This window comes from Oligoflexia bacterium, from assembly GCA_035326705.1.
Classification (GTDB): domain Bacteria; phylum Bdellovibrionota_G; class JALEGL01; order JALEGL01; family JALEGL01; genus JALEGL01.
In genome coordinates, this window is sequence record DAOLES010000001.1 from 649,825 (window position 1) to 670,022 (window position 20,198).

A 20,198-nucleotide genomic window follows, 5' to 3' on the forward strand; every position below is an offset into this window, starting at 1 on the left:
CACGGCGCTTCATTATCATTTTTTTAAAACAATTGAAAGCTTAGCAAGCAGAAGTTATTGTGTATAACCAGAAGCCATGTATCCTACATTAAAAAGTATTTGATTATACGGCAATATTTGCTAATCAATATAAGATCCCCAAGCGTATACAATAAAAATAAAGGATATTTTATGACAAATAATTGGTTGAATAAGGTTTTACTTATACTTATTTTGAGTATTAAAGGTTTATCCTATGCACAAGTCTCAACTGAGCAAGAAGATAAAGTAAGTAATATTTTAATTTATGGTGATTTAAGCAAGGCTTTTGCTTATCAAGGTGATGACCCAAAACAAGAAAGGCTTTTTGCTATTATTTTTCCTCAAACCACACTAGAATTTAGACCAAGCATAGGCATACCTGATAACGAGTATATTATTGGTTTTTTAGCCATTGGCTCACAAAGGTATAATAAAGAATTCCTAGATGCTACATCAATGAGTGAAAAGGATAAACACTTTGTATCTATAATTGAGTATATTACGTGTAAACCAGCTAGAAGCAGAAACAAACAAGTAATTTCACTTTATAATTATTATAGTTCTAAACCAATAGAGTCAAAAAAGAGTGGCGGACATTACTGGAAAGATAAACTCATGTCGCGTTTAATACTTGATGAAAGCGAAGACAATATAAAACCTGGAACTTATGCTCCAGGAAAAAATCACTTTAGTATACTTATTCCATCACCTCCAAACAACACTATTCAAAAAGATGAAGGTACTTATAATATTTTATGGGGACACCATGTAAATTACTTGTTTTCAAAAAGCAGTCATTTGGAAGAAACCCTAATTGAAACAGCACAAAAACTTTGTTTTAGGTTGTTTAGAGCATAAGTTAAGGTTTAGTGATTATAATTTATTAAACTCTATCAACACACTTTGCAATCCATAATTCAAATAAGTTTTTTATTATAAAACATATAGAGGCAGTCTCCTGCCTCTATTGTTATGACTTTTATAAATAATCTAAACTAAACAAGGGTCCTTCTGTACCTTGCACTATTGGCATTGATCCGGATAAAGTTCCGCCATAGCCAAGTCTTGCTCCTGCAAGGACAATAAACCCTCTTGGATCTTTTGTATTAACTTCATCAGATACTTGATTAGCCCAAAGTGCTTGTCCACCCACATAATTTGAGTAACCAAAACGGCCACCATCATAATCTCCAATAAAGTTTTCATCACCCCAGTAAACCATTAAACTTAAACCCGCTGAAAGTTCAAATCCAAAACCAACTTGAGCTCCACCTAGAGAGTATAAATCTGCTTCCGGGCCAACACAGGCATAACCTTGTCCACCCATAACAGTAAGAAACGCCATTACATCACCACAGAAAAAAAACTTAACTTTTGTTGAGTCTTTCTGAGGTAAATTTGCTGCAATTTCCTTGTACTGTTTGGCAAATGTATTAATTTGTTCTTGTGAATAGTACTCTGTTAAATTAGATACTGTTTCTATTCCAAAAACTTTTTCCTGAATCTGTTCAACAGACATATTCTCAATGTTTTGACTCGATTTTGCTTGTACAGATGTAACTGCAAGCAACATCACTAAAGCAAATATGCTAGAATACTTAATTTTATTTTTCATCTCATTTCTCCTATTTTAAATTTTAATTGTATAGCTTTGGCATTTTTATTTATATTGCCAACACTTCATAGCTCGTATCTAGCGAATCAAAATGAACATAAGATGAATGAAAGTAAAATTTATCCTGACAGGATAAAAACGTTCCTAAACGATTATCAAAATTTAGAAAAATTAACTAAAAAGACTATTGATAACTTGGGTTAATTGATTATTTTGTATTCATCAAATAGGTCATCTAATATCTTTTCATCTTCGTAGCCTGAATTGATTGGACCTTTGTATTTTTTTAGTTTGGCTATGGACGCCACTCTACCTTGCCCATGATAAAGTACATCTGGATATATTTTTAAATCTTGATCATCATAACTTTTTATTGGTTCAATAATTTCCCAAGATTCTTTACGCAATTGTTCAACCAAATCTCCTATAAATAATGCCGCTAAATCATTTTCATGCAATAACAAAACGTGTTTAGGTGATCTTCCTAAAATCTCAACAGCCAAAGCATCATAAAAGCGAATACTTTTCATTAATATTTCCACATAAAATTTTTTCATATTCTCCATATTAATATCGCGCTTTTGTTTTAAAGCTTTTTGAAACAATGCCTCCATATACCAGTCATAATTATCAATTGTTACGTAGCCATCTTCATAGCCCATGCTTATAAGCCCTTCACGAATTTCCCTTACTTTATCAAGCGTATCCCCTCTTCTTAAGTAAGGAAATCTAAAATAAGGTGAAAGCAAATTATGTTTTTTTAAAAAAACATCTGCACGTTCAACCTCTTTAATAAATTCATCTACTGTTTGTTGATTGGCAGATAAATGTTGCCAAGTGTGGTTGCCAATCAAATGTCCAGATTTTTTATAATATTTTAAACGCTTTAGATTGTGTTTAACCACTGCATGCTTTGGGTTTGCATAAAATATAACTTGTGGCACATCTGCTTTTTTTAAAGATTTCACCAAAGCCCGTGATCTTTCTTTGCCCGTATAATAGTATCCATCTCCTCTAGGCGCATCATCAAAACTTAAAGATATTTGCTTTGCCCAAACTGGACTCAGAACGATTATGGTCACTAACCCAATATTAAGCGCTATGGTTTTCATGGTAATAAACTAGTCCTTTATCTATTGAATGTTATTTAATCTCTAACAGTGTTTTCTAGGTTATCTTCATCTAAAACTAAGCCTTGCCCATTGCTATTTTCTAAATTTTCAAAAAATGCATACTTAAAATCTTGATCAATATTAATACAATACTGTATGCGAGCATATTTAGACTGTTTTAACTCTATCACTTCTAAAATATCTTTCTTTTTCATTCCTAGTTTCAGTTGATTCAAACGGTATTGCTCCACTCCATAACAATCAAAAAGATGTGGATGAGATACATAACCCACAGCAAACAAGTCAAATGGATTAAATCCCTCTTCACCTACAAATTTCCATAATTGAAACCAAGGATTGATTTGTCTCCTCACTTCATACATTTTTTCATTAATGTTTCCTAAACGTTCCATATCGTATTGATCAAAAAACATTTGCCTTGCCAATTCAAAAGGTACAATTGTTATTTTTTTTAAAAGCTTTAGAACGAGATCACTAGAAAATATATCATGCGCAATATTTGCATCAGGAATATATTTTGGACCAATTTTAAACTTCCAGAATTTTTCACTTCTTCTTCCGCCAACTAAAATGAGGTTTTTGATTTTAGGTATCAAATCAGGTCTCTTGAGAATAACTGAAGCAATATTGGTTAAAGGCCCTAGTGCAATAATGATTAGGTCATCATTTTTCTCTAAGCTTTCAATCAATGCTATTTGTGCCTCAGTTTCTTTAAAGTATCTTGAACGTTTTGCTCCAGAATAAATAGGTATGTTTTTATTTTGCTCACTTACAACTTTAAGCGCTGACTTAAAAGCTCTGTGGTGTCCCGCATTACCATAAAGTGTTGCTATACCTTCTATTTTCATATTAGGCACATGAACTATATGAAGTAAAGCCAGAATATCATCCACATCATGAAAGTATTGTAAAAGCTTATTGTCATACATTGCAACATCTGTATCAATCCAAATTTTTTGAACTTGAGCACACGCGCATGAAAAAACTAAAAAAATGCCAACTAGATAAAATTTCATCAAAGCTTTCTATATTGTGACTAATCTTTAGCGCAATTTAACAAGGTTATGGCTTGCTGAATCAGTTGTTCTTTTTGTTTCAAGTCTAATTGAATTGGAAGTTGTGCGTAACCTAGTAAACGTCTTAAAATTTCAACTCCAGCATAATTTAATAAAGTAGACATATTTATTCTATTGCTGATTGTTTTAAATAAGCTTACATCTTGATCTGCAACAATTAAGTGGGCATACATTATGCCATAGTCAAACTCTTTTTCTCCCAAAAAACAAAACTCAGGATCTAAAACTTTTATACCAGAGCTGGTTTGTAACCAGCTACCTGGGTAAAAATCACCATGCAGCAAACTACCTGTATTAGAAGTTAAGTAACGCTGCCCTAAATCATTAATATTTTTTAAAAGTAATTTGTCTGTTATAACTTTAGATTTAACACTTTCTAAACCAGGCGTTATTTCATCTAAATCAAGACCATTATTATCTTGAAATGGAATAATAAACATATGAGCATGATTTAATTGACGCATTTTTTCATTTAAAAAAACAGTATTATCTTCTACTTCTAATTCATGTAAATGTTGTAAGATATAAAACAGCTGCTCAATTTCTTGATCTGTAATTTTTTTACCTTTATAAAGATCTGCATAATCTGTCCCTTTACCCAAGTCTTCCATAAGCAAAAGACATGAATCTTTATCATCGTGCAATACTTTTGGCATTTGTGCCGCTAAAAGCTCATTTTGTGCAACTTGATCATAAAATGCTTTTTCAACATAATTTCTTTGTATGGGAGCTTTTATTTCAGGAAATTTCTCAACCCAAGGTCGTGCTTGTTTTAATATATATGACTTTTTTGTGGTTTGAATACGCATGGTGCAATTCATATTGCCTTCACCCGCTTTTTCAACATCTGTAACTTGCTCTTCAGCTTTAAACCATTTCTTATTCTTTAAATAACTAAACAAATCAGCTTTATCATCTAGATCTAAAAAATAACCCTTTGGTAAATAATCAAAAAACACTCGTTTGTTTGGAGTTTTCATTTTAACAGGTTAATTTATTTTCTTGAAAAACACTATTTTCTAATACAAATTTAAAAAAGCTGTCTTTACAACAATCCATCACAAACAACCCCCTCAAAAACAATGTGGTATTTTTTATTTTTTTAAATGAATTTATTTATAAAAACTTAAAAGTAATGATTGTAATCTGTCAATTTCAGGAAAATCCTAAAATGTTGCAACTCATACTTCTATTGAAGAAGCATTTAGAAACTATTTTAAATTTAATGATAATCGTTATAATGATTATTTTGGGAAACTCATTCAAGCCCAAATTGAAAAAGATTTAGCTGGATATAATAGTTTAATATCTGAAATAAAAAGTGTCGAAGACCTACAAATTAGCTATATAGAACAAGTTAAAAATTTAAAAAATGCCAAAAACACCATTAAACTAGTAGCTGCTTTTAAAGAATAAGAAACTTAGTTCTATGCATAAGCGCCATGCTTATAAAAGTGCTAGATGTATTTTTAAATGCAATCCTTCAACATTCTGAGACACATCTAAAATTATACATCTAGACCTATACTTTCTAATTCAGTCTATTGTTCTCAAAATTACTATACTGTGAACTATTAGCTTCGTTTTGATTCAAAAGTCGATAAATTGCATTCCACTTCTTTCTGTCCTCTGGTGAAACTAAATTTAAAGCAGAACCTGTTGCTCCTGCTCTAGCTGTTCGTCCAATCCTATGAATATAGTCTTCTGCACATTGTGGAAGATCATAATTGATAACATGTTCAATATGAGGGATATCTAGTCCACGCGCAGCAATATCTGTAGCTACAAGGATACGGTATTTTTTATCTCTAAAAGCAGATATCACTCTATCACGCTTATTTTGATTTAAATTACCATGTATAGCGTCTGCACTAAACCCCATCTTTGATAGCTTTTCTGCCATTTTTTCTGTACCATATTTTGTTTTTACAAAAATTACAATTGAGCCTTGTCTTTTATCAAGTTGATCAAGCAATTTTAAGTATTTTTCAGATTGACTAATACGCAAAAGATCTTGCTTCACTTTTGTTGCAGGAGTTGAGGTATGATTAACTGCTATATACTCAGCGTTATTTTGGTATTTTCTTGCAATATTGATAATATTTTTTGGAAGCGTCGCGGAAAATAATAATGTTTGACGTTTACCTGTCATGTACTTCATTATATTATCTATTTGGCATGCAAAGCCCATATCAAGCATACGATCTGTTTCATCCAACACTAAGAAATCTGCATCATGCAGCATTAATACCCCACGACTTAGGTGATCATTAATTCTCCCAGGAGTTCCCACAATAATTCTAGGGCGACTTTGTATTTGACGTTCTTGTTTTGGTAAAGATTCTCCACCAATTAATAAAGCTGACTTTATATTTGAGTTATTACCCAACATCAGCTTTAGTTGACTCATAACTTGAGAAGCCAGCTCTCTTGTTGGAGTTATAACAAGTGCTTTCCCTCTAGAGCTAGATAATAATTTTGATACCAAAGGTATACCAAATGCTCCAGTTTTCCCGGTTCCTGTTTGAGCTGATCCTAAAATATCTTTTCCTTGTAAAGCCAATGGTATCGCTTTGCTTTGTATAGGTGTTGGTATAGTAAATTGTATATCTTTTAATGTTGATAAAAGAGCTTCTGATAAGCCCATTTCTTGAAATGTTTTCATTTTTTTCCTTTATAAAAAGTTAATTCATACAAACGCACATAAAGAGAACTGAATACGAACAGTTCAATCAAATCTTATTTAATGCTTTGGACCGACAGTTTTTAGAGAAGATCTTTTAGATAGCCTAGGGACCTAGGATATGTTGCTTTTGCAACGCTTACTTTTTATAAGAAATTTTATATACTTTTTTTTCACCTATCTTGAATAAGGTTAAAAAGCAAGCTTTTAAAATTTATAACCTAAGGACGCACAATATGCTTCACGATTTCAATTTAGAAAGCGTCTTACTTGTTACCCCAAAGTAACAGGGTGCTTTTTTACCAAGGTACTTTTTACCGGCTTAGATACCTAGTGACTTTTCAGTCTACTTTTGTTAAAACATATTATGCGGCAAGCCAAGCCTCATCATAAATACCCTATAAAATTGATCCTTTGGACTTCTTTTATTATCCAGTTGTATTTTTTCACTGTTCAAGGCCAGACTACAAACCAATCTTTTACTGGGTCTTACATCATTGTAATGAAAACAGACAGAAGCACTGTTAACAGTTTATCTGAAGACCTGAAAAGACTTAATTCAAGTTTATATTATGCTTTTGTTGATTGTACGGACAGCACAGGGCAAGTCAGCTGCTCTTTTTTAAGTCCCAAACTTCAAACAGTTGATCATGAGATTCAAACCATTGAAGATAAACTTCTTCTGCAAGGCAGTTGGGATACTAGCGGAACCATACAACTGTCAATGGATTTAAATGAATATCCCCTAGTCTATGCAGCAACACAACGATATTTTATGAGCAGAGACTTTGCGGGCATTGCTAAAAAATATTTACATATTGACAAAGAATGGGAATGGCTAAAAAAGCGACGTTTTATAGAAACCCAAGTACGTCTATCTTCCCAAGAAAGTATGGCTGCACTTGGTCCCAACGGTCTAACACCCGGTGAAAAAAGTACTTTAAATGCAAAGTTTGTCTTATATCCCCGCACATGGCCTAAAGAAGCCATCGTTCATGTCCCTTATTTTATTGGAACCTGGTCAATCACCATGGACCATAAAAGTTATGCCAGTGATAGCCCAAGTTATTCATCTCATATCAACCGAAACGGAAGTTTAGTCATGCTTCCATTTGATTTTAGAAAAACAGAAGAGACTTCAAACTAAAATTAACTTTCTATATAATGTAAAAAATATCAGACACTTTTTCAGATTTAAGATACAAGATCTGTATCAATCAAACTCACAAGATTAAAGTAACTGGTAACTGGCAAGATCTGTTTTCATATCAAAAGTTTCTACCCATTTAAAAACCATCTCTAAAAATAAAATAAACAGCACCTACCAAACATAAACTTGCCCACAATAAGTTCAGGCTTGGTTTGACTCCCATATAAAATATCGCAAACCCTACAAATACTATAAGAGTAATGACTTCTTGAATAATCTTGAGTTGTGGTAGTGTAAAATAACCAAAACCAATACGATTAGCGGGAACCTGAAAACAATATTCAAAAAAAGCAATCCCCCAGCTCACAAGAATGGTAACGATAAGAGGCATGGTATTCATGTTTTTTAAATGTCCATACCAAGCGTATGTCATAAAAAGGTTTGAAATGATCAGTAGTGCTATTGTAGAAATCGCCGTCATTTATTCATCTTTCTCATTGCGTATACTACTAAAAGTAACCGGTAAAAATACTCAGTCACTTTGCGGAGTTTTAGATATACTACTTGCTAAGCTAATAGTATGCCCAGAAAAAACTTATTCACACAGATATTTTTTCACCATATCTATGCTTTAGCAAACAATAAAAAATCTAGTCGTATAAAAGTACTGGTTTACTTTTAATCTACTGAGCTACTAAAATACTTTTTTAATATTTTGTTTAAAATGGCTTATTTTTAACGCGTTGTGTTTGATCATATTACTAGATGGCCTGGTAAAAAAAAATTATTACGCTTTCTTTAATTTGTTCGTTTAATTTGCATGCTCAAACTGAAGCTATTAAAATATATCTGTTGACCCTTTACACAAGTGTAATAAACTATTCTATATGATTTTTGGAAATGAAACTATCTCTACATATAGCCGGAGCAATATGATGATATGGTTTATTATGGCACTTCAGGCTGGACTACTAAATGTTGGCGGCTTTTTAGCAGCAAATACTTTTATTTCACATGTCACCGGTTTTGCTACAGCAGCAAGTGTCCAGATCGAGATGGGAAATACGTTTCGATTTTTAGGTTTAGTATTAATACCGGTTGCTTTTCTCTTTGGAGCAATGATTAGTGGAGTTTTGATTGATTTAAGAATTAAATTAAAAAAAAAGCCTAAATACTACTGGGTTTTTGGTTTGATGTTTTTTTTATCATTATTGGTCACTGTTGGGGGATTTAACGACTTTTTTGGAGAATTCGGTCATACTCCTGAAAGCATCAATGGATATAGCCTGGTTGTTCTGTTGTGTTTTATTTGTGGAATTCAAAATGGGGCAGTATCTTTGGTTTCTAAATCAGTAGTACGTACGACGCATTTGACGGGTATTACAACTGATCTTGGGATAGGACTTGTAAGAATAATCAATAGGAAGCGGATAAGTGATATTAATGATGAAGGCAAAGCCAACCTCATGCGCTCAGGGATTATTTTGTTTTTTGTAATTGGCTCACTCGCTGGGGTTCCTGTTTTCCAGCAATTTGAATTTAGAGGCTTTTTATTGCCTTGCTTGATATCTGGTTTTCTGTTTTTTATTATGTTCGTTTTTCAAGTTGTAATTCCGTTTTTTAAATCTTCAAAGATATTGATTTTAAAATAATAGCATGAGTTTAACCAGCTAGAAGTTTAGTGTAAAAGCTCCCGATTTTAATTTTGGGAACGATATCTAAAAACTTATTTTAAAAAAATTACTTTAAAAATTTGGGGACGCACTACGTTTTCCTAATGAAAATAACATTTCTTTGTTAAGAGTACATAGTGTGTCTCAAGATTCCAGACGTCTAGCGCGTTTATTATATAATTGCTTCAAAATATTGATCTAATTTTTTTGACCTTAAACATAAGCAATACCCCCCCAACAAAACTTAGGATTTCTAACCAATCTACCCAGTTCAAAGGAAGCAAGTGAAGTGATGGAAAAAACTTAGAACTTTGAATGATTAACATCGAAATCACAACTATTCCCAAAGACAAAATATTCGCAACTCTTGAGCGAAAACCGGTAAAAAATATGGTTATCCCTACGCTCCACATAGTCAGTATAGCCATTGCTTTAGCTCGAGCATGATCCAAACCCAAACCTTCGTTCAAGCCAAAGAAAAAACTTAACCCTAAAATAATAGTAACAACTAGACCAAAAAAGGAGATCCACAACACCTCGTTGACAGAAAAAAAAGTGTTTTGATGAACGTGTTTTTCTCGATTGCTATCTGTTTTAAATTGAAATGCAAAAAGTGCAGTTGGATGAATAATCAATTCTAGCCATACAATATGAATAGGAAGGTACAAAAGGGGATACCCCCCCAACGGAATCAATGCTGCTGTTAAAACGAGTGGGATATGGATTAAAAGCAGGTAAGTAAAACTTGTTTTCAAATTTAGATAGAGTTGTCTCCCCTCTCGAATTGCATTAATGATGGTACTAAAATTGTCATCCGTTAATATAATCGACGAAACCTCTCTGGCACTTTTTGTACCCCTTGCTCCCATCGCAATTCCAATATCGGCAGATTTGAGTGCAGGCACATCGTTAATTCCATCTCCCGTTACAGCCACCAACTCCCCAAGTCCCTTTAACGCTTTTACAATTCTCATTTTTTGCATCGGTGTGCAACGAGCAACTATATCTAGTTCTCTAAGAAAACGAGCATTGCTATAAATCCAATCTTCTTCAAATTTTTCTGGCTCTTCCCATGCAGAAATAATACGAGGTTCGCCAATCACCAGTTTTGAGTCCTTTGCGATAGCTATTGCCGTATCTGGATGATCTCCCGTAATCATTAAAATATGGATTCCACTTTTCCGACAATAATTCATCGCTTCAGCTACTCCAGGTCTGGGTGGATCCTCAAAAGCTAAGAGTCCACAAAACTCAAAATTAGATTCTGGCTCATCATTTTCGTCAATGGACGCAATCTGCTTTTGAGCACATCCCAGAACCTTATGTCCACTCTTTGCCCAATGAGTTATTTTTTGCTCCCACTCTTTTCGCTCTATTTCCGACATTTTTGAGATACTTAGTAGAACTTCTGGAGAACCCTTGCTATAAACTATATATTGACCATTTGCCCCTTTGACAAAAACGGTTTCACGTTTTCTGTCCTCAGTAAAAGGAACGGTTTTCACCTTTTCTTCACCAGTACTTTTTTCTTTTTTGTTAGCTCGGCGAATTGCAATATCAATTGGGTCAAAGTCAGAAGATGATGCAAAAGATGCCATTGTAACTAAATCATTTTCTGACAAATTAATTTTTGGATCAATATGCGTCAGGCTTAAATTTCCTAAAGTAATTGTACCTGTCTTATCGGTACATACTTGCGTAACCCGACCAATATTTTCAACACTCACTGCCCGTCTCACCAATACATTGTGCTTGGCAAGCCGGTAAACTCCTACACTCAAAAAAAAAGTGAACACGACGGGGAACTCTTCTGGAATTGCAGCTACAGCGAGCGTAGCTGCACTTAACAACGCATCAAGCCAGCTATACCCTTGATAAATGCGGATCGTTGCCAGCAAAATACAAAAAATAACTGCCGCATATGTAAGAATTTGTACGAGCTTGGAAATTGACTTTTGAAAAGGAGTTCGATCTGATGGCATATATGAAATTGACTGAACAATCTCACCATAGGATGTTTGCTTGCCGGTCCACAACACTCGAAACACACCCTGCCCTGTGAGTACTTTTGTACCTGCATACGCCAAATGTTCTGATGAAATCTTTTGAACTTTCATAGACGATAGAGAAAAAGGGTCAAAAAAAGCCGGGGTTTTTGGAATGGGAAAAGCTTCTCCAGTCAGAGCGGATTCGTCTACCTGAATATTCTGAGTATGTTCAAAGATACCATCTGCAGGTAAAAATAAACCTTCATGCACAACGACAATATCCCCAGGAACTAGATCAAGTGAATCAATCTCTACTTTCTTCGATTCTCGAATGACTTCAACTTTAGAGCTCAGTTGCTTCCTTAAGTCCGAAGTCGAAGCCTGAGTTCTCCAATGTAGAAACGCATCCATAAACACCAACGGAATAATGGCTACAAATAAGGTGATCGCATCGGATAAATTGTTTACCATTATAAACACCGTACCAACCCCCACAAGAAACCAAATCATCGGGTCTTTTACGGTTTCTGCGGCCAACTCTAGCCATTTGTTACCGGAAATTTTGACAATATCATTTGCACCAAAACGAGCTCTTTGCGCTAGAACTTCAGAAGAGGTTAAACCACCTTCATGTCGCTTTATATTTTGCAGTGATACAAAAGAGACATGCTTTAGATTCTGTAACTTACTTTGAGTTTCCGGTCTATTCATGATGTCCAAACGAATGATTAATGATAAAAATTATGTTTTAAACCAGTTTTAAATTTTTTAACAATTAAATCAACTTTTATTCAACTGACAAATAAAGTTCCGTATTCTCCTTGAGTTCGAACCTCTGTTCCAAAAGTATGTTCGTGTTGCCATCGAGTTAAATTATCTGTATGCGCTATATTCTACCCTTTGAACAAAAAAGTTAACGTACCCGATGACTTTCTCATTCTATCTATGTGGAATCGTTATCGACACCATCTAAAAAAAATATCAAAATAACAATTTTTACTTCAGGTTTTATCTACTCTACTCAATTATACATCGTATCTGAATTATACGCCTGGCACCTAACCTCCAAACCTAACCAAACAGAATTAATCGATCAATCGCAATCGGTAACCGACATTTGGTTCCGTCGCAATGAGCTCACCGTATTTATCATTATTCCACTTTAGTTTTTGCCGAAGTTGCCGAATATACACTCGAAGGTATTGCGTATGTTCCACCAAATTTGGACCCCATATATCTCTTAGTAAACAACGTTGTGTAACAACTTTTCCAGCGTTTAAACACAGAATGCGAAGCACATCAAATTCCGTAGAGGTAAGGTGTATTTCTTTTCCCTCCATTTTCACGATATGACCTTCCAAATCAACTTCAAGCGGTCCATTACAAAAAATTGGTCCTTCCATGTTTCCACGCGCATGTCGAAGCGCCACTCGAATTCGAGCTAAGAGTTCAGGTGTACTAAAAGGCTTTGTCACATAATCATCTGCACCCGCATCTAAGAGTGTAACTTTTTCAACATCTTGGTCTTTTACAGTCAATATCAACACCGGAACCTGGCTCCAGGCTCGAAGCTCTCGAAGCATGGTTAGTCCATCTACGTAAGGCATCTGAAGATCAAGAAGAATCAATTCAGGCCGAAATGCGATAGCTTCGCAAAGTCCTTCTTTACCATCTTTTGCCTCCTTCACTTCAAACCCATTGCTTTCAAGATGTTCTTTTAACAAATGACGAATGCTCGCTTCGTCGTCTACAATCAAGATTCGGACTCTGTTCATCAAGACACCTCTACCTGTTGTTCTAAGATCTCATGAGCGGGAAGAACCATTTGAACACTGATTCCTCCCTCAAGCCTATTATGAATATGAACATATCCTCCATTGGCATTTACAATTCCTTTGACGACGGACAAACCTAAACCTGTTCCACCTGGAATGGACCCCGGAATTCTGAAAAATTTATCAAAAATATGATCGATATGTTCTTCAGGTATTCCAGGCCCTTCATCGGACACACAGATTATCACTTTGTTTTCTTCTGAACGAGTAGATACTGTTATTTTTGTCCCTTTGGGTGAATACGTAATTGCATTCTGCAATATGTTTTCAAATGCATGCTCCATTAAACCATAATCAATATCGACCATCGGAATCGATTCATCTAATTGCAAGTGTAATTGGTGATGACTCAACGCTTTCTTCTCCCTCTTAATAGCACTGCGCACAAGATCATTGGGGTCTTGCGTGTCGATTCGGAGCGATAATTGCCCTGCACTTAAGCGAGACATATTCAAAAGGTTTTCAACAACACGCGTCAGTCGCCCTGATGCCTCTTCAAGATCATCCATTAACCTCTCTTGCTTTTCTTTTGTAGACGAGGTTTTTTTATTTCGCAATGCCTCAACTGATCCAACAAGTGTCGTAAGCGGAGTCTTCACTTCATGTGACACGGTATTAAGAATAGTTTGATAGAGCAATTCTGACTCTTCTAATTTTTGAGTTCGCCGCGCCTGTTCTTCAAAAGTTTCTCGCTCAATAGATACCGCAAGCTGCCGGGCCACAGCATGAAGAAAATTTTCTTCTTCTAATAAAAGAAATTTGGTAGATGCAGGCATAAACACAAGGACGCCAATCATTTCTTGGGGTCCTTTCATCGGTACATACAGGCTTTTGGACCCACTCAATGTACTTGTTGACCATCCTGCGGGTTGGTTATGGTCAAATGTCCATTGCGCCACAGCAAATTCTTTTGGATTCAATTGGATGTTTTTAGATACCTTATTGAATGGAGTAAGCTGTCCCTTACTATTTTTTATAAAGAAAGAACAAGTTCCATCAAGAAGTTCACCTATCGACTGTGATACCAAAGGAAGATAAAAAGCATGACTCGGTTCAGACGCAGCATCTCTTGCAATTCGATAGAGTGATGCCGTAACTTCCTCTCTTCGTCTTAACATTCGTTCTGTCTTGCGAATACGAGACATAAAAAACCCAGTCACCATGGCTGATACAAAAAGCAAAACACACATGAAAATATCTTCTGGTTCCCTAATATAAAGCGTTCCAAAAGGTGGAATAAAAAAGAAGTCCCATACAAGGGCTGAAAGGAAGGCTGAAAAAATGACCGGACCATGTGTATATTTAAGACCCGTACCTAACACCCCAAGTAAAAAGATAAATCCCGTTGCTTGATACCCAATCCAAGGTTTAACTAAAGCGGTCACAACACTTACCGCTATCACAATCCAAAATGAGGTCACATAGTCCCATGCTTGGGTTTCGGATTCTATAAAAGAACGAAATTTAAATTTTCGAGTCACTTGAATACGCTGTCGAATAATATGAATATCAATATCGCCCGATTCTTTGACCAAACGATCAAGAAGACTTGCCCCCCGAATAAAGCGCTCAAACCAATGTCGCACTGGACGCCCCATCACAATTTGAGTCACATTTCTCCTACGAGCAATTTCAATTAATGCTTTGGGTAAATCGGGATCGCGTAATGTAATAACTTCCGCACCCAATTCTCGGGCAAGAGCAATGTTCTTTTTTAATGTTTCTCGGTCTTCTTCATTTAAGCTTCTCCCCGTATCCACATACACTGCAATCCAAGAAGCTTCTTGACTAAAAGCAAGTCTCCTCGTGGCTCGAATCAAGGGTTCAGAATGCGGGCTAAAACTTACAGCCACCATCAAGCGCTCAGTTGTCCTCCATGCGGCAAACTGTGCAGTTGTAGTTCGAAGATTTAACAGATCGTAATCAACTTTTTCAGCCGTAAATCGAAGCGCCATTTCACGAAGCGCTGCAAGATTTTCAAGCCGGAAAAAGTGTTTAGACGCTTGCGCAATTTTATCGGCAAAATAAACTTTCCCCTCTTTCAATCGCTTCAGAAGCGTTTCTGGAGAAAGATCAACCAACTCGATTTGAGATGCTTTTTCTAAGAAGACATCTGGAACCGTTTCTCGAATGGTAATCCCAGTAATCGACTCCACAATCTCTTTACGACTTTCCAAATGTTGCACATTGAGCGTTGTATAAACATCTATGCCTGCATCTAATATATCGGTGATGTCTTGCCAACGCTTTTCATGCCGACTTCCAGAAACATTGGTATGGGCCAGCTCATCAATGAGCACAAGTTGAGGTTTACGAGAAAGAATAGCGTCTAAATCTAACTCTTCCATTTCAACGCCCCTATAACGAAGGCGTTTGAGTGGAAGGATGGGTAAACCAATTAAAAGAGCTTCTGTTTCTGGCCGGCCATGCGTATGAATAACTCCAATGACTACATCCGTACCGTCTTTTTGCTTTTCGTGCGCGGCTTTGAGCATGGCAAATGTTTTTCCAACACCCGCTGCCATGCCAAAAAATACGCGGAGTTTTCCCGTTTTTGAAAGGCGTTCTTCTCGCTGAACTGCCTTCAATAAATCATCCGGCCTTGGTCGCTCTATTGTCATGGAATCAATTTCCCAAAAAAAGCTGATCTAAAGCAAGGTTTAATTTAAAAACATTCACTCTCTCTTCTCCCAAAAATCCGAAATCCGGGGCTTCCACCTTACTTTGGACAAGGTTCCGCAACATCTCTTCTTTCTGCCGATCCAAATTTCGAGCCCTAACTATCCGTGGAATCTGGATTATAGCCCCCTGCAGGCTGATATGCGGGTCTAGACCACTTCCTGAAGCCGTTAAAAATTCAATGGGTGCGTTTGTTCCGAATGTTTCTTGTCTAGCCTTAATATTTGTTTTTAACATCGCACTGGTCGGACCTAAATTGGAGGCTCCAGATGAACTCGGATCATAATTAACACTGGATGGGCGAGACCAAAAGTACCGCTTCTCACGAAAAGATTGGCCAATTAAATAAGAACCCACGATTCGGTCATCTCGGTACACAAGGCTCCCATGAGTCTTTTCGTAAAAAGTTACATTTCCAATGCCTAAAAGAAGCAGTGGATATACTCCTCCAGTTAAAAAAGTACACCAAAAGAACAATCCAATACATTGCAAAAATAATCTCATCATTACCCCACCAATCCCAACAATGTGAGTAGGGAGTCTAAAGCTTTGATCCCGACAAACGGAACAACAAACCCTCCCACACCATAAAGCATCATATTTCGACGAAGAACCTTCGAGGAGCTTTCAGGACGATATCTAATTCCCTTGAGAGCAAGTGGAATCAGTAAAACGATCACAATCGCATTAAAGATGACTGCACTCAAGATCGCGCTCTGTGGAGAATGAAGACCCATTACGTTTAAAGAAGAAAGAGGTCCTGAATAACCAGGTTGAGCTGCATACAAGCTGCCTAACATGGCTGGAAGAATGGCAAAATATTTCGCAACGTCATTGGAGATACTAAATGTTGTCAACGCACCACGTGTCATCAACAATTGCTTTCCGGTTTTGACCACTTCAATCAATTTCGTTGGATTGCTATCAAGATCCACCATATTTCCAGCTTCACGAGCCGCCTGTGTCCCAGTGTTCATCGCAACCCCAACATCCGCCTGTGCTAACGCAGGAGCATCATTGGTGCCATCTCCCGTCATAGCAACTAGATGACCTTTGGCTTGATCATCGCGAATTCGCTGAAGTTTTATTTCCGGCGTGGCTTCTGCAATAAAATCATCGACACCAGCTTCAGCTGCAATCGATGCAGCCGTTAGAGGATTGTCTCCCGTAATCATCACCGTCATAATTCCCATTTTGCGAAGCTCGGCAAAACGTTCACGTATACCGCCTTTAACGATATCCTTTAAATAAACGATCCCTAGTGTTTTCTTGCCATCACATACAACAAGCGGTGTCCCCCCTTTTTTGCTGACTTGTTCAGCTTGCTTGACCAAGGTTTCAGGAACCTGGGCACCTTCTGCTTGAAGATAAGACACCATAGCATCAACTGCACCTTTGCGAATTTTGCGTGTTTCCTTAGAGTTTTTATCAACTAAGTCCACGCCACTCATCCGCGTTTGTGCAGAAAAAGGAACAAAGTGGGTTTCAAGCATCCTAATATTTTGAGCACGTAGAGAAAAACATTTTTTTGCCAAAACAACAATGGACCGCCCTTCAGGCGTTTCATCCGATAGGGAAGCCAATTGAGCCGCCTCGGCCAGTTCCTTTTCTTCTACTTGATCCGCAGGGATAAATTGGGTCGCCATACGATTACCCAAGGTAATCGTGCCGGTTTTATCCATCAGAAGCACATTAATATCACCGGCAGCTTCAACCGCACGACCACTTTTGGCTATAACGTTTTTCCGAATCAAACGATCCATCCCTGCAATACCAATGGCACTTAAAAGACCTCCAATTGTTGTGGGGATGAGACACACCAAAAGAGACACCAAATTTGGAACAGTGATGATATTGGAAATGTCTTGATGAGAGGCTTGGGCACTATAATCGGTCATCAATTTTAGAGTAACGACCGCAAGAATAAAAACCATCGTAATTCCCGATAAAAGCATGCTGAGCGCAACTTCATTTGGTGTTTTTTGACGTGATGCTGTCTCAATCAATTGAATCATTCGATCCAAAAAGGTGTTGCCGGCAGTAGCTGTAACACGCATAACAATGCGATCACTTAAAACTCTTGTTCCACCTGTGACTGCACTTCGATCCCCTCCACTTTCGCGAATCACTGGGGCAGATTCACCAGTGATAGCCGATTCGTCAATACTGGCAACCCCTTCAACAACTTCCCCATCTGAAGGAATGACATCTCCAGCTTCACATAAAACCAAGTCTCCGTTTTGAAGTTGGGTTGCTTGAACTTTTTCTTCCTTGTCATTGACAAGCCGTCGTGCCATCACTTCCTTTCGACTACGTCGAAGCGATGCCGCTTGTGCCTTTCCCCGACTTTCAGCAAGTGCTTCTGCAAAATTTGCAAATAACACCGTAAACCAAAGCCAAAGTGAAATTTGAACTGAAAATCCTGAAAAAGTGGAAAGCAAGGTAAACACTGTTACTATAATTGCACCTACATAGGTCACAAACATCACAGGGTTCCGAATCATTTTATGTGGAAGCAGTTTTTTCAAAGCTTCTACAATGGATTCTTGATAAATACTTTGACTTTTAACGTGTAAGTTCATGATTAAAAAGATCTCCCACTAAGCATTAATAAATGTTCCACAATAGGGCCAAGACACAAGGTAGGAAAAAAGGTTAGTGCCCCTAAGATGATAATAACACTCACCAATAAAACTGAAAACGTTCCATTTTCAGTTGAGAAAGTTCCAGCAGAAGATGGAATCACCTTTTTTTGGACTAAACTTCCCCCAATGATCAGTGCAGGAATAATAATGATAAAACGACCTACCAACATCGTAAGCCCCAAACAAATATTGAAAAATGTTGTGTTGGCATTAAGACCTGCAAACGCACTTCCATTGTTTCCAGCAGCAGAGGCAAAGGCATACAACAATTCCGAAAGACCATGAGGGCCTTGGTTACTTAAGCTCTGCAATGCATTTGGGAAGACGGCAGAAAAACCCGTACCAAGAAGAATCACCGCGCTTGGGCCGATGATAGCGAAAATCACCATTTGAATCTCTCGTTTTTCAATCTTTTTCCCTAAGTACTCCGGTGTACGTCCAACCATAAGTCCCGCCAAGAAAACGGTTAAAATCACAAAAAAAATCATTCCACACATGCCAACTCCTACACCACCAAAGATAATCTCTCCTAATAAGATCAAAAACATGCTCACTCCACCGGACAGAGGGGATAAGCTGTCATGCATGGCATTTACCGAGCCGTTTGAGGCTGCTGTGGTCGCAACAGACCAAAGTACACTGTTTTCAACACCGAAACGAACTTCTTTCCCTTCCATCGAAGCCTGAAGACCAAGCGTCGGATTATAGGACAATTCACCATATAAGGAGATCGCAAGAGCTGAAATAAAAATTCCCAACATCACAGTATAAATAATTCGCGCATGTTTTCTGGCTCCGCAAAGATGTCCATACATAAACACAAGCGCAGCCGGGATCAAGAGAATCCCAAGCAACTCAACAAAATTTGAAAACGGTGTTGGGTTTTCAAATGGATGTGCACTGTTAACACCAAAAAATCCTCCTCCATTTGTACCCAATTGTTTAATGGCAATTTGGGATGCTACCGGCCCCAAAGGAATCAATTGCCTCATACCTTCTAAGGAAATCGCCTCAACATAAGGAGTAAAGGTCTGAACAACTCCTTGGCTCATCAAAACCACGGCCCATACCAAAGAAAGAGGAAATAAAATATAAATGATCGACTTGACCAAGTCCGACCAAAAGTTACCAATAGTAGTCATGGATGAACGTGAAATACCTCGACTCAAGGCTACAAGAACAGCCATACCTGTTGCGGCACTCAGAAAGTTTTGCACAGTCAGCCCCACCATTTGAACAAAGTAACTTAGGCTAGCTTCCCCAGAATAAGCTTGCCAATTGGTATTTGTTACAAACGAAATCGCCGTATTGAAAGCCAACGGCCAAGACACATTTGGAAGACCTTGCGGATTGAGTGGCAAGTGACTTTGGGAAATTAGTAAAACAAACAACACGGCAAATCCCAAGGCATTGAAAACCACAACGGCCATACCGTATTGAAATGCCGTCATTTCTTTTGATGCATCAATCCCAGAAAGCTTGTAAGACAGTTTTTCCGCCCCCCCCAATAAAGGTGTAAGTATTGTTGCTTTGCCCTGATAAACCCTTGCAAAGTATTTCCCCAACAGAGGCGCTAGAAACGTAAGGAGTGCGATGTACACAACAATTTGAATTCCAAAAAAATAATTCATACTCACTACCTCAAAATTTCTCAGGGTGAAAAACGGCGTAGACCAAATACAAAATCAACAAGCCTGCAA

General features: G+C 37.2%; 15 protein-coding genes. 3 read left to right on the plus strand and 12 right to left on the minus strand.

The features are described from left to right. Positions 1 to 171 precede the first annotated feature (171 nt). Complete coding sequence (locus PKC21_03020) at positions 172 to 879, plus strand: hypothetical protein (GenBank protein HMR24305.1); 708 nt, start codon at positions 172 to 174, stop codon at positions 877 to 879. Between the two features lie 121 nt (positions 880 to 1,000). Here the strand turns inward: PKC21_03020 and PKC21_03025 are convergent, their stop codons facing one another. From PKC21_03025 to PKC21_03045, 5 genes are all read right to left on the minus strand, one after another. Beyond that, positions 1,001 to 1,636, minus strand: a complete 636-nt coding sequence (locus PKC21_03025) for a hypothetical protein (protein ID HMR24306.1) — start codon at positions 1,634 to 1,636, stop codon at positions 1,001 to 1,003. Positions 1,637 to 1,836: 200 nt separating this feature from the next. Further along, positions 1,837 to 2,748: a polysaccharide deacetylase family protein gene (locus tag PKC21_03030; protein ID HMR24307.1), complete on the minus strand. Its 912-nt coding sequence runs from the start codon at positions 2,746 to 2,748 to the stop codon at positions 1,837 to 1,839. 35 nt (positions 2,749 to 2,783) lie between these two features. Continuing rightward, positions 2,784 to 3,785, minus strand: coding sequence for a nucleoside hydrolase (locus tag PKC21_03035; protein HMR24308.1), 1,002 nt, complete (start codon positions 3,783 to 3,785; stop codon positions 2,784 to 2,786). Positions 3,786 to 3,805: 20 nt separating this feature from the next. Next, on the minus strand, positions 3,806 to 4,825 hold the full coding sequence (locus tag PKC21_03040; protein HMR24309.1) for a phosphotransferase: 1,020 nt from the start codon (positions 4,823 to 4,825) through the stop codon (positions 3,806 to 3,808). 551 nt (positions 4,826 to 5,376) lie between these two features. Beyond that, on the minus strand, positions 5,377 to 6,510 hold the full coding sequence (locus tag PKC21_03045; GenBank protein ID HMR24310.1) for a DEAD/DEAH box helicase: 1,134 nt from the start codon (positions 6,508 to 6,510) through the stop codon (positions 5,377 to 5,379). 520 nt (positions 6,511 to 7,030) lie between these two features. Here PKC21_03045 and PKC21_03050 point away from each other — a divergent pair. Continuing rightward, positions 7,031 to 7,675, plus strand: coding sequence for a hypothetical protein (locus PKC21_03050; protein ID HMR24311.1), 645 nt, complete (start codon positions 7,031 to 7,033; stop codon positions 7,673 to 7,675). A 139-nt stretch (positions 7,676 to 7,814) separates the two neighbouring features. Here PKC21_03050 and PKC21_03055 read toward each other — a convergent pair whose 3' ends face one another. Next, entirely contained in the window at positions 7,815 to 8,159 is a 345-nt protein-coding gene (locus PKC21_03055) for a DMT family protein (protein HMR24312.1), read from the minus strand. Between the two features lie 406 nt (positions 8,160 to 8,565). On the opposite strand from PKC21_03055, the gene PKC21_03060 reads away from it, so the two are divergent. Further along, a complete protein-coding gene (locus PKC21_03060; GenBank protein ID HMR24313.1) occupies positions 8,566 to 9,330 on the plus strand; it encodes a YoaK family protein in 765 nt (254 codons plus the stop codon). A gap of 206 nt (positions 9,331 to 9,536) precedes the next feature. Here the strand turns inward: PKC21_03060 and PKC21_03065 are convergent, their stop codons facing one another. The 6 genes from PKC21_03065 to kdpA all read right to left on the minus strand — a co-directional run bounded on the left by PKC21_03065 (position 9,537) and on the right by kdpA (position 20,129). Next, a complete protein-coding gene (locus PKC21_03065; protein HMR24314.1) occupies positions 9,537 to 12,050 on the minus strand; it encodes a cation-transporting P-type ATPase in 2,514 nt (837 codons plus the stop codon). Between the two features lie 374 nt (positions 12,051 to 12,424). Beyond that, a complete protein-coding gene (locus PKC21_03070; protein HMR24315.1) occupies positions 12,425 to 13,114 on the minus strand; it encodes a response regulator transcription factor in 690 nt (229 codons plus the stop codon). Next, complete coding sequence (locus PKC21_03075; protein ID HMR24316.1) at positions 13,114 to 15,795, minus strand: sensor histidine kinase KdpD; 2,682 nt, start codon at positions 15,793 to 15,795, stop codon at positions 13,114 to 13,116. The genes PKC21_03070 and PKC21_03075 overlap by 1 nt, the downstream gene beginning before the upstream one ends. A 4-nt stretch (positions 15,796 to 15,799) precedes the next feature. Continuing rightward, positions 15,800 to 16,360 carry a potassium-transporting ATPase subunit KdpC gene (gene kdpC, locus PKC21_03080; protein ID HMR24317.1) on the minus strand — a complete coding sequence of 187 codons (561 nt, stop codon included), beginning with the start codon at positions 16,358 to 16,360 and terminating at the stop codon, positions 15,800 to 15,802. Next, complete coding sequence (gene kdpB, locus PKC21_03085) at positions 16,360 to 18,435, minus strand: potassium-transporting ATPase subunit KdpB (GenBank protein ID HMR24318.1); 2,076 nt, start codon at positions 18,433 to 18,435, stop codon at positions 16,360 to 16,362. Before kdpB ends, kdpC begins: the two co-directional genes overlap by 1 nt. Before the next feature lie 2 nt (positions 18,436 to 18,437). Continuing rightward, entirely contained in the window at positions 18,438 to 20,129 is a 1,692-nt protein-coding gene (kdpA, locus tag PKC21_03090) for a potassium-transporting ATPase subunit KdpA (protein ID HMR24319.1), read from the minus strand. Positions 20,130 to 20,198 lie beyond the last annotated feature (69 nt).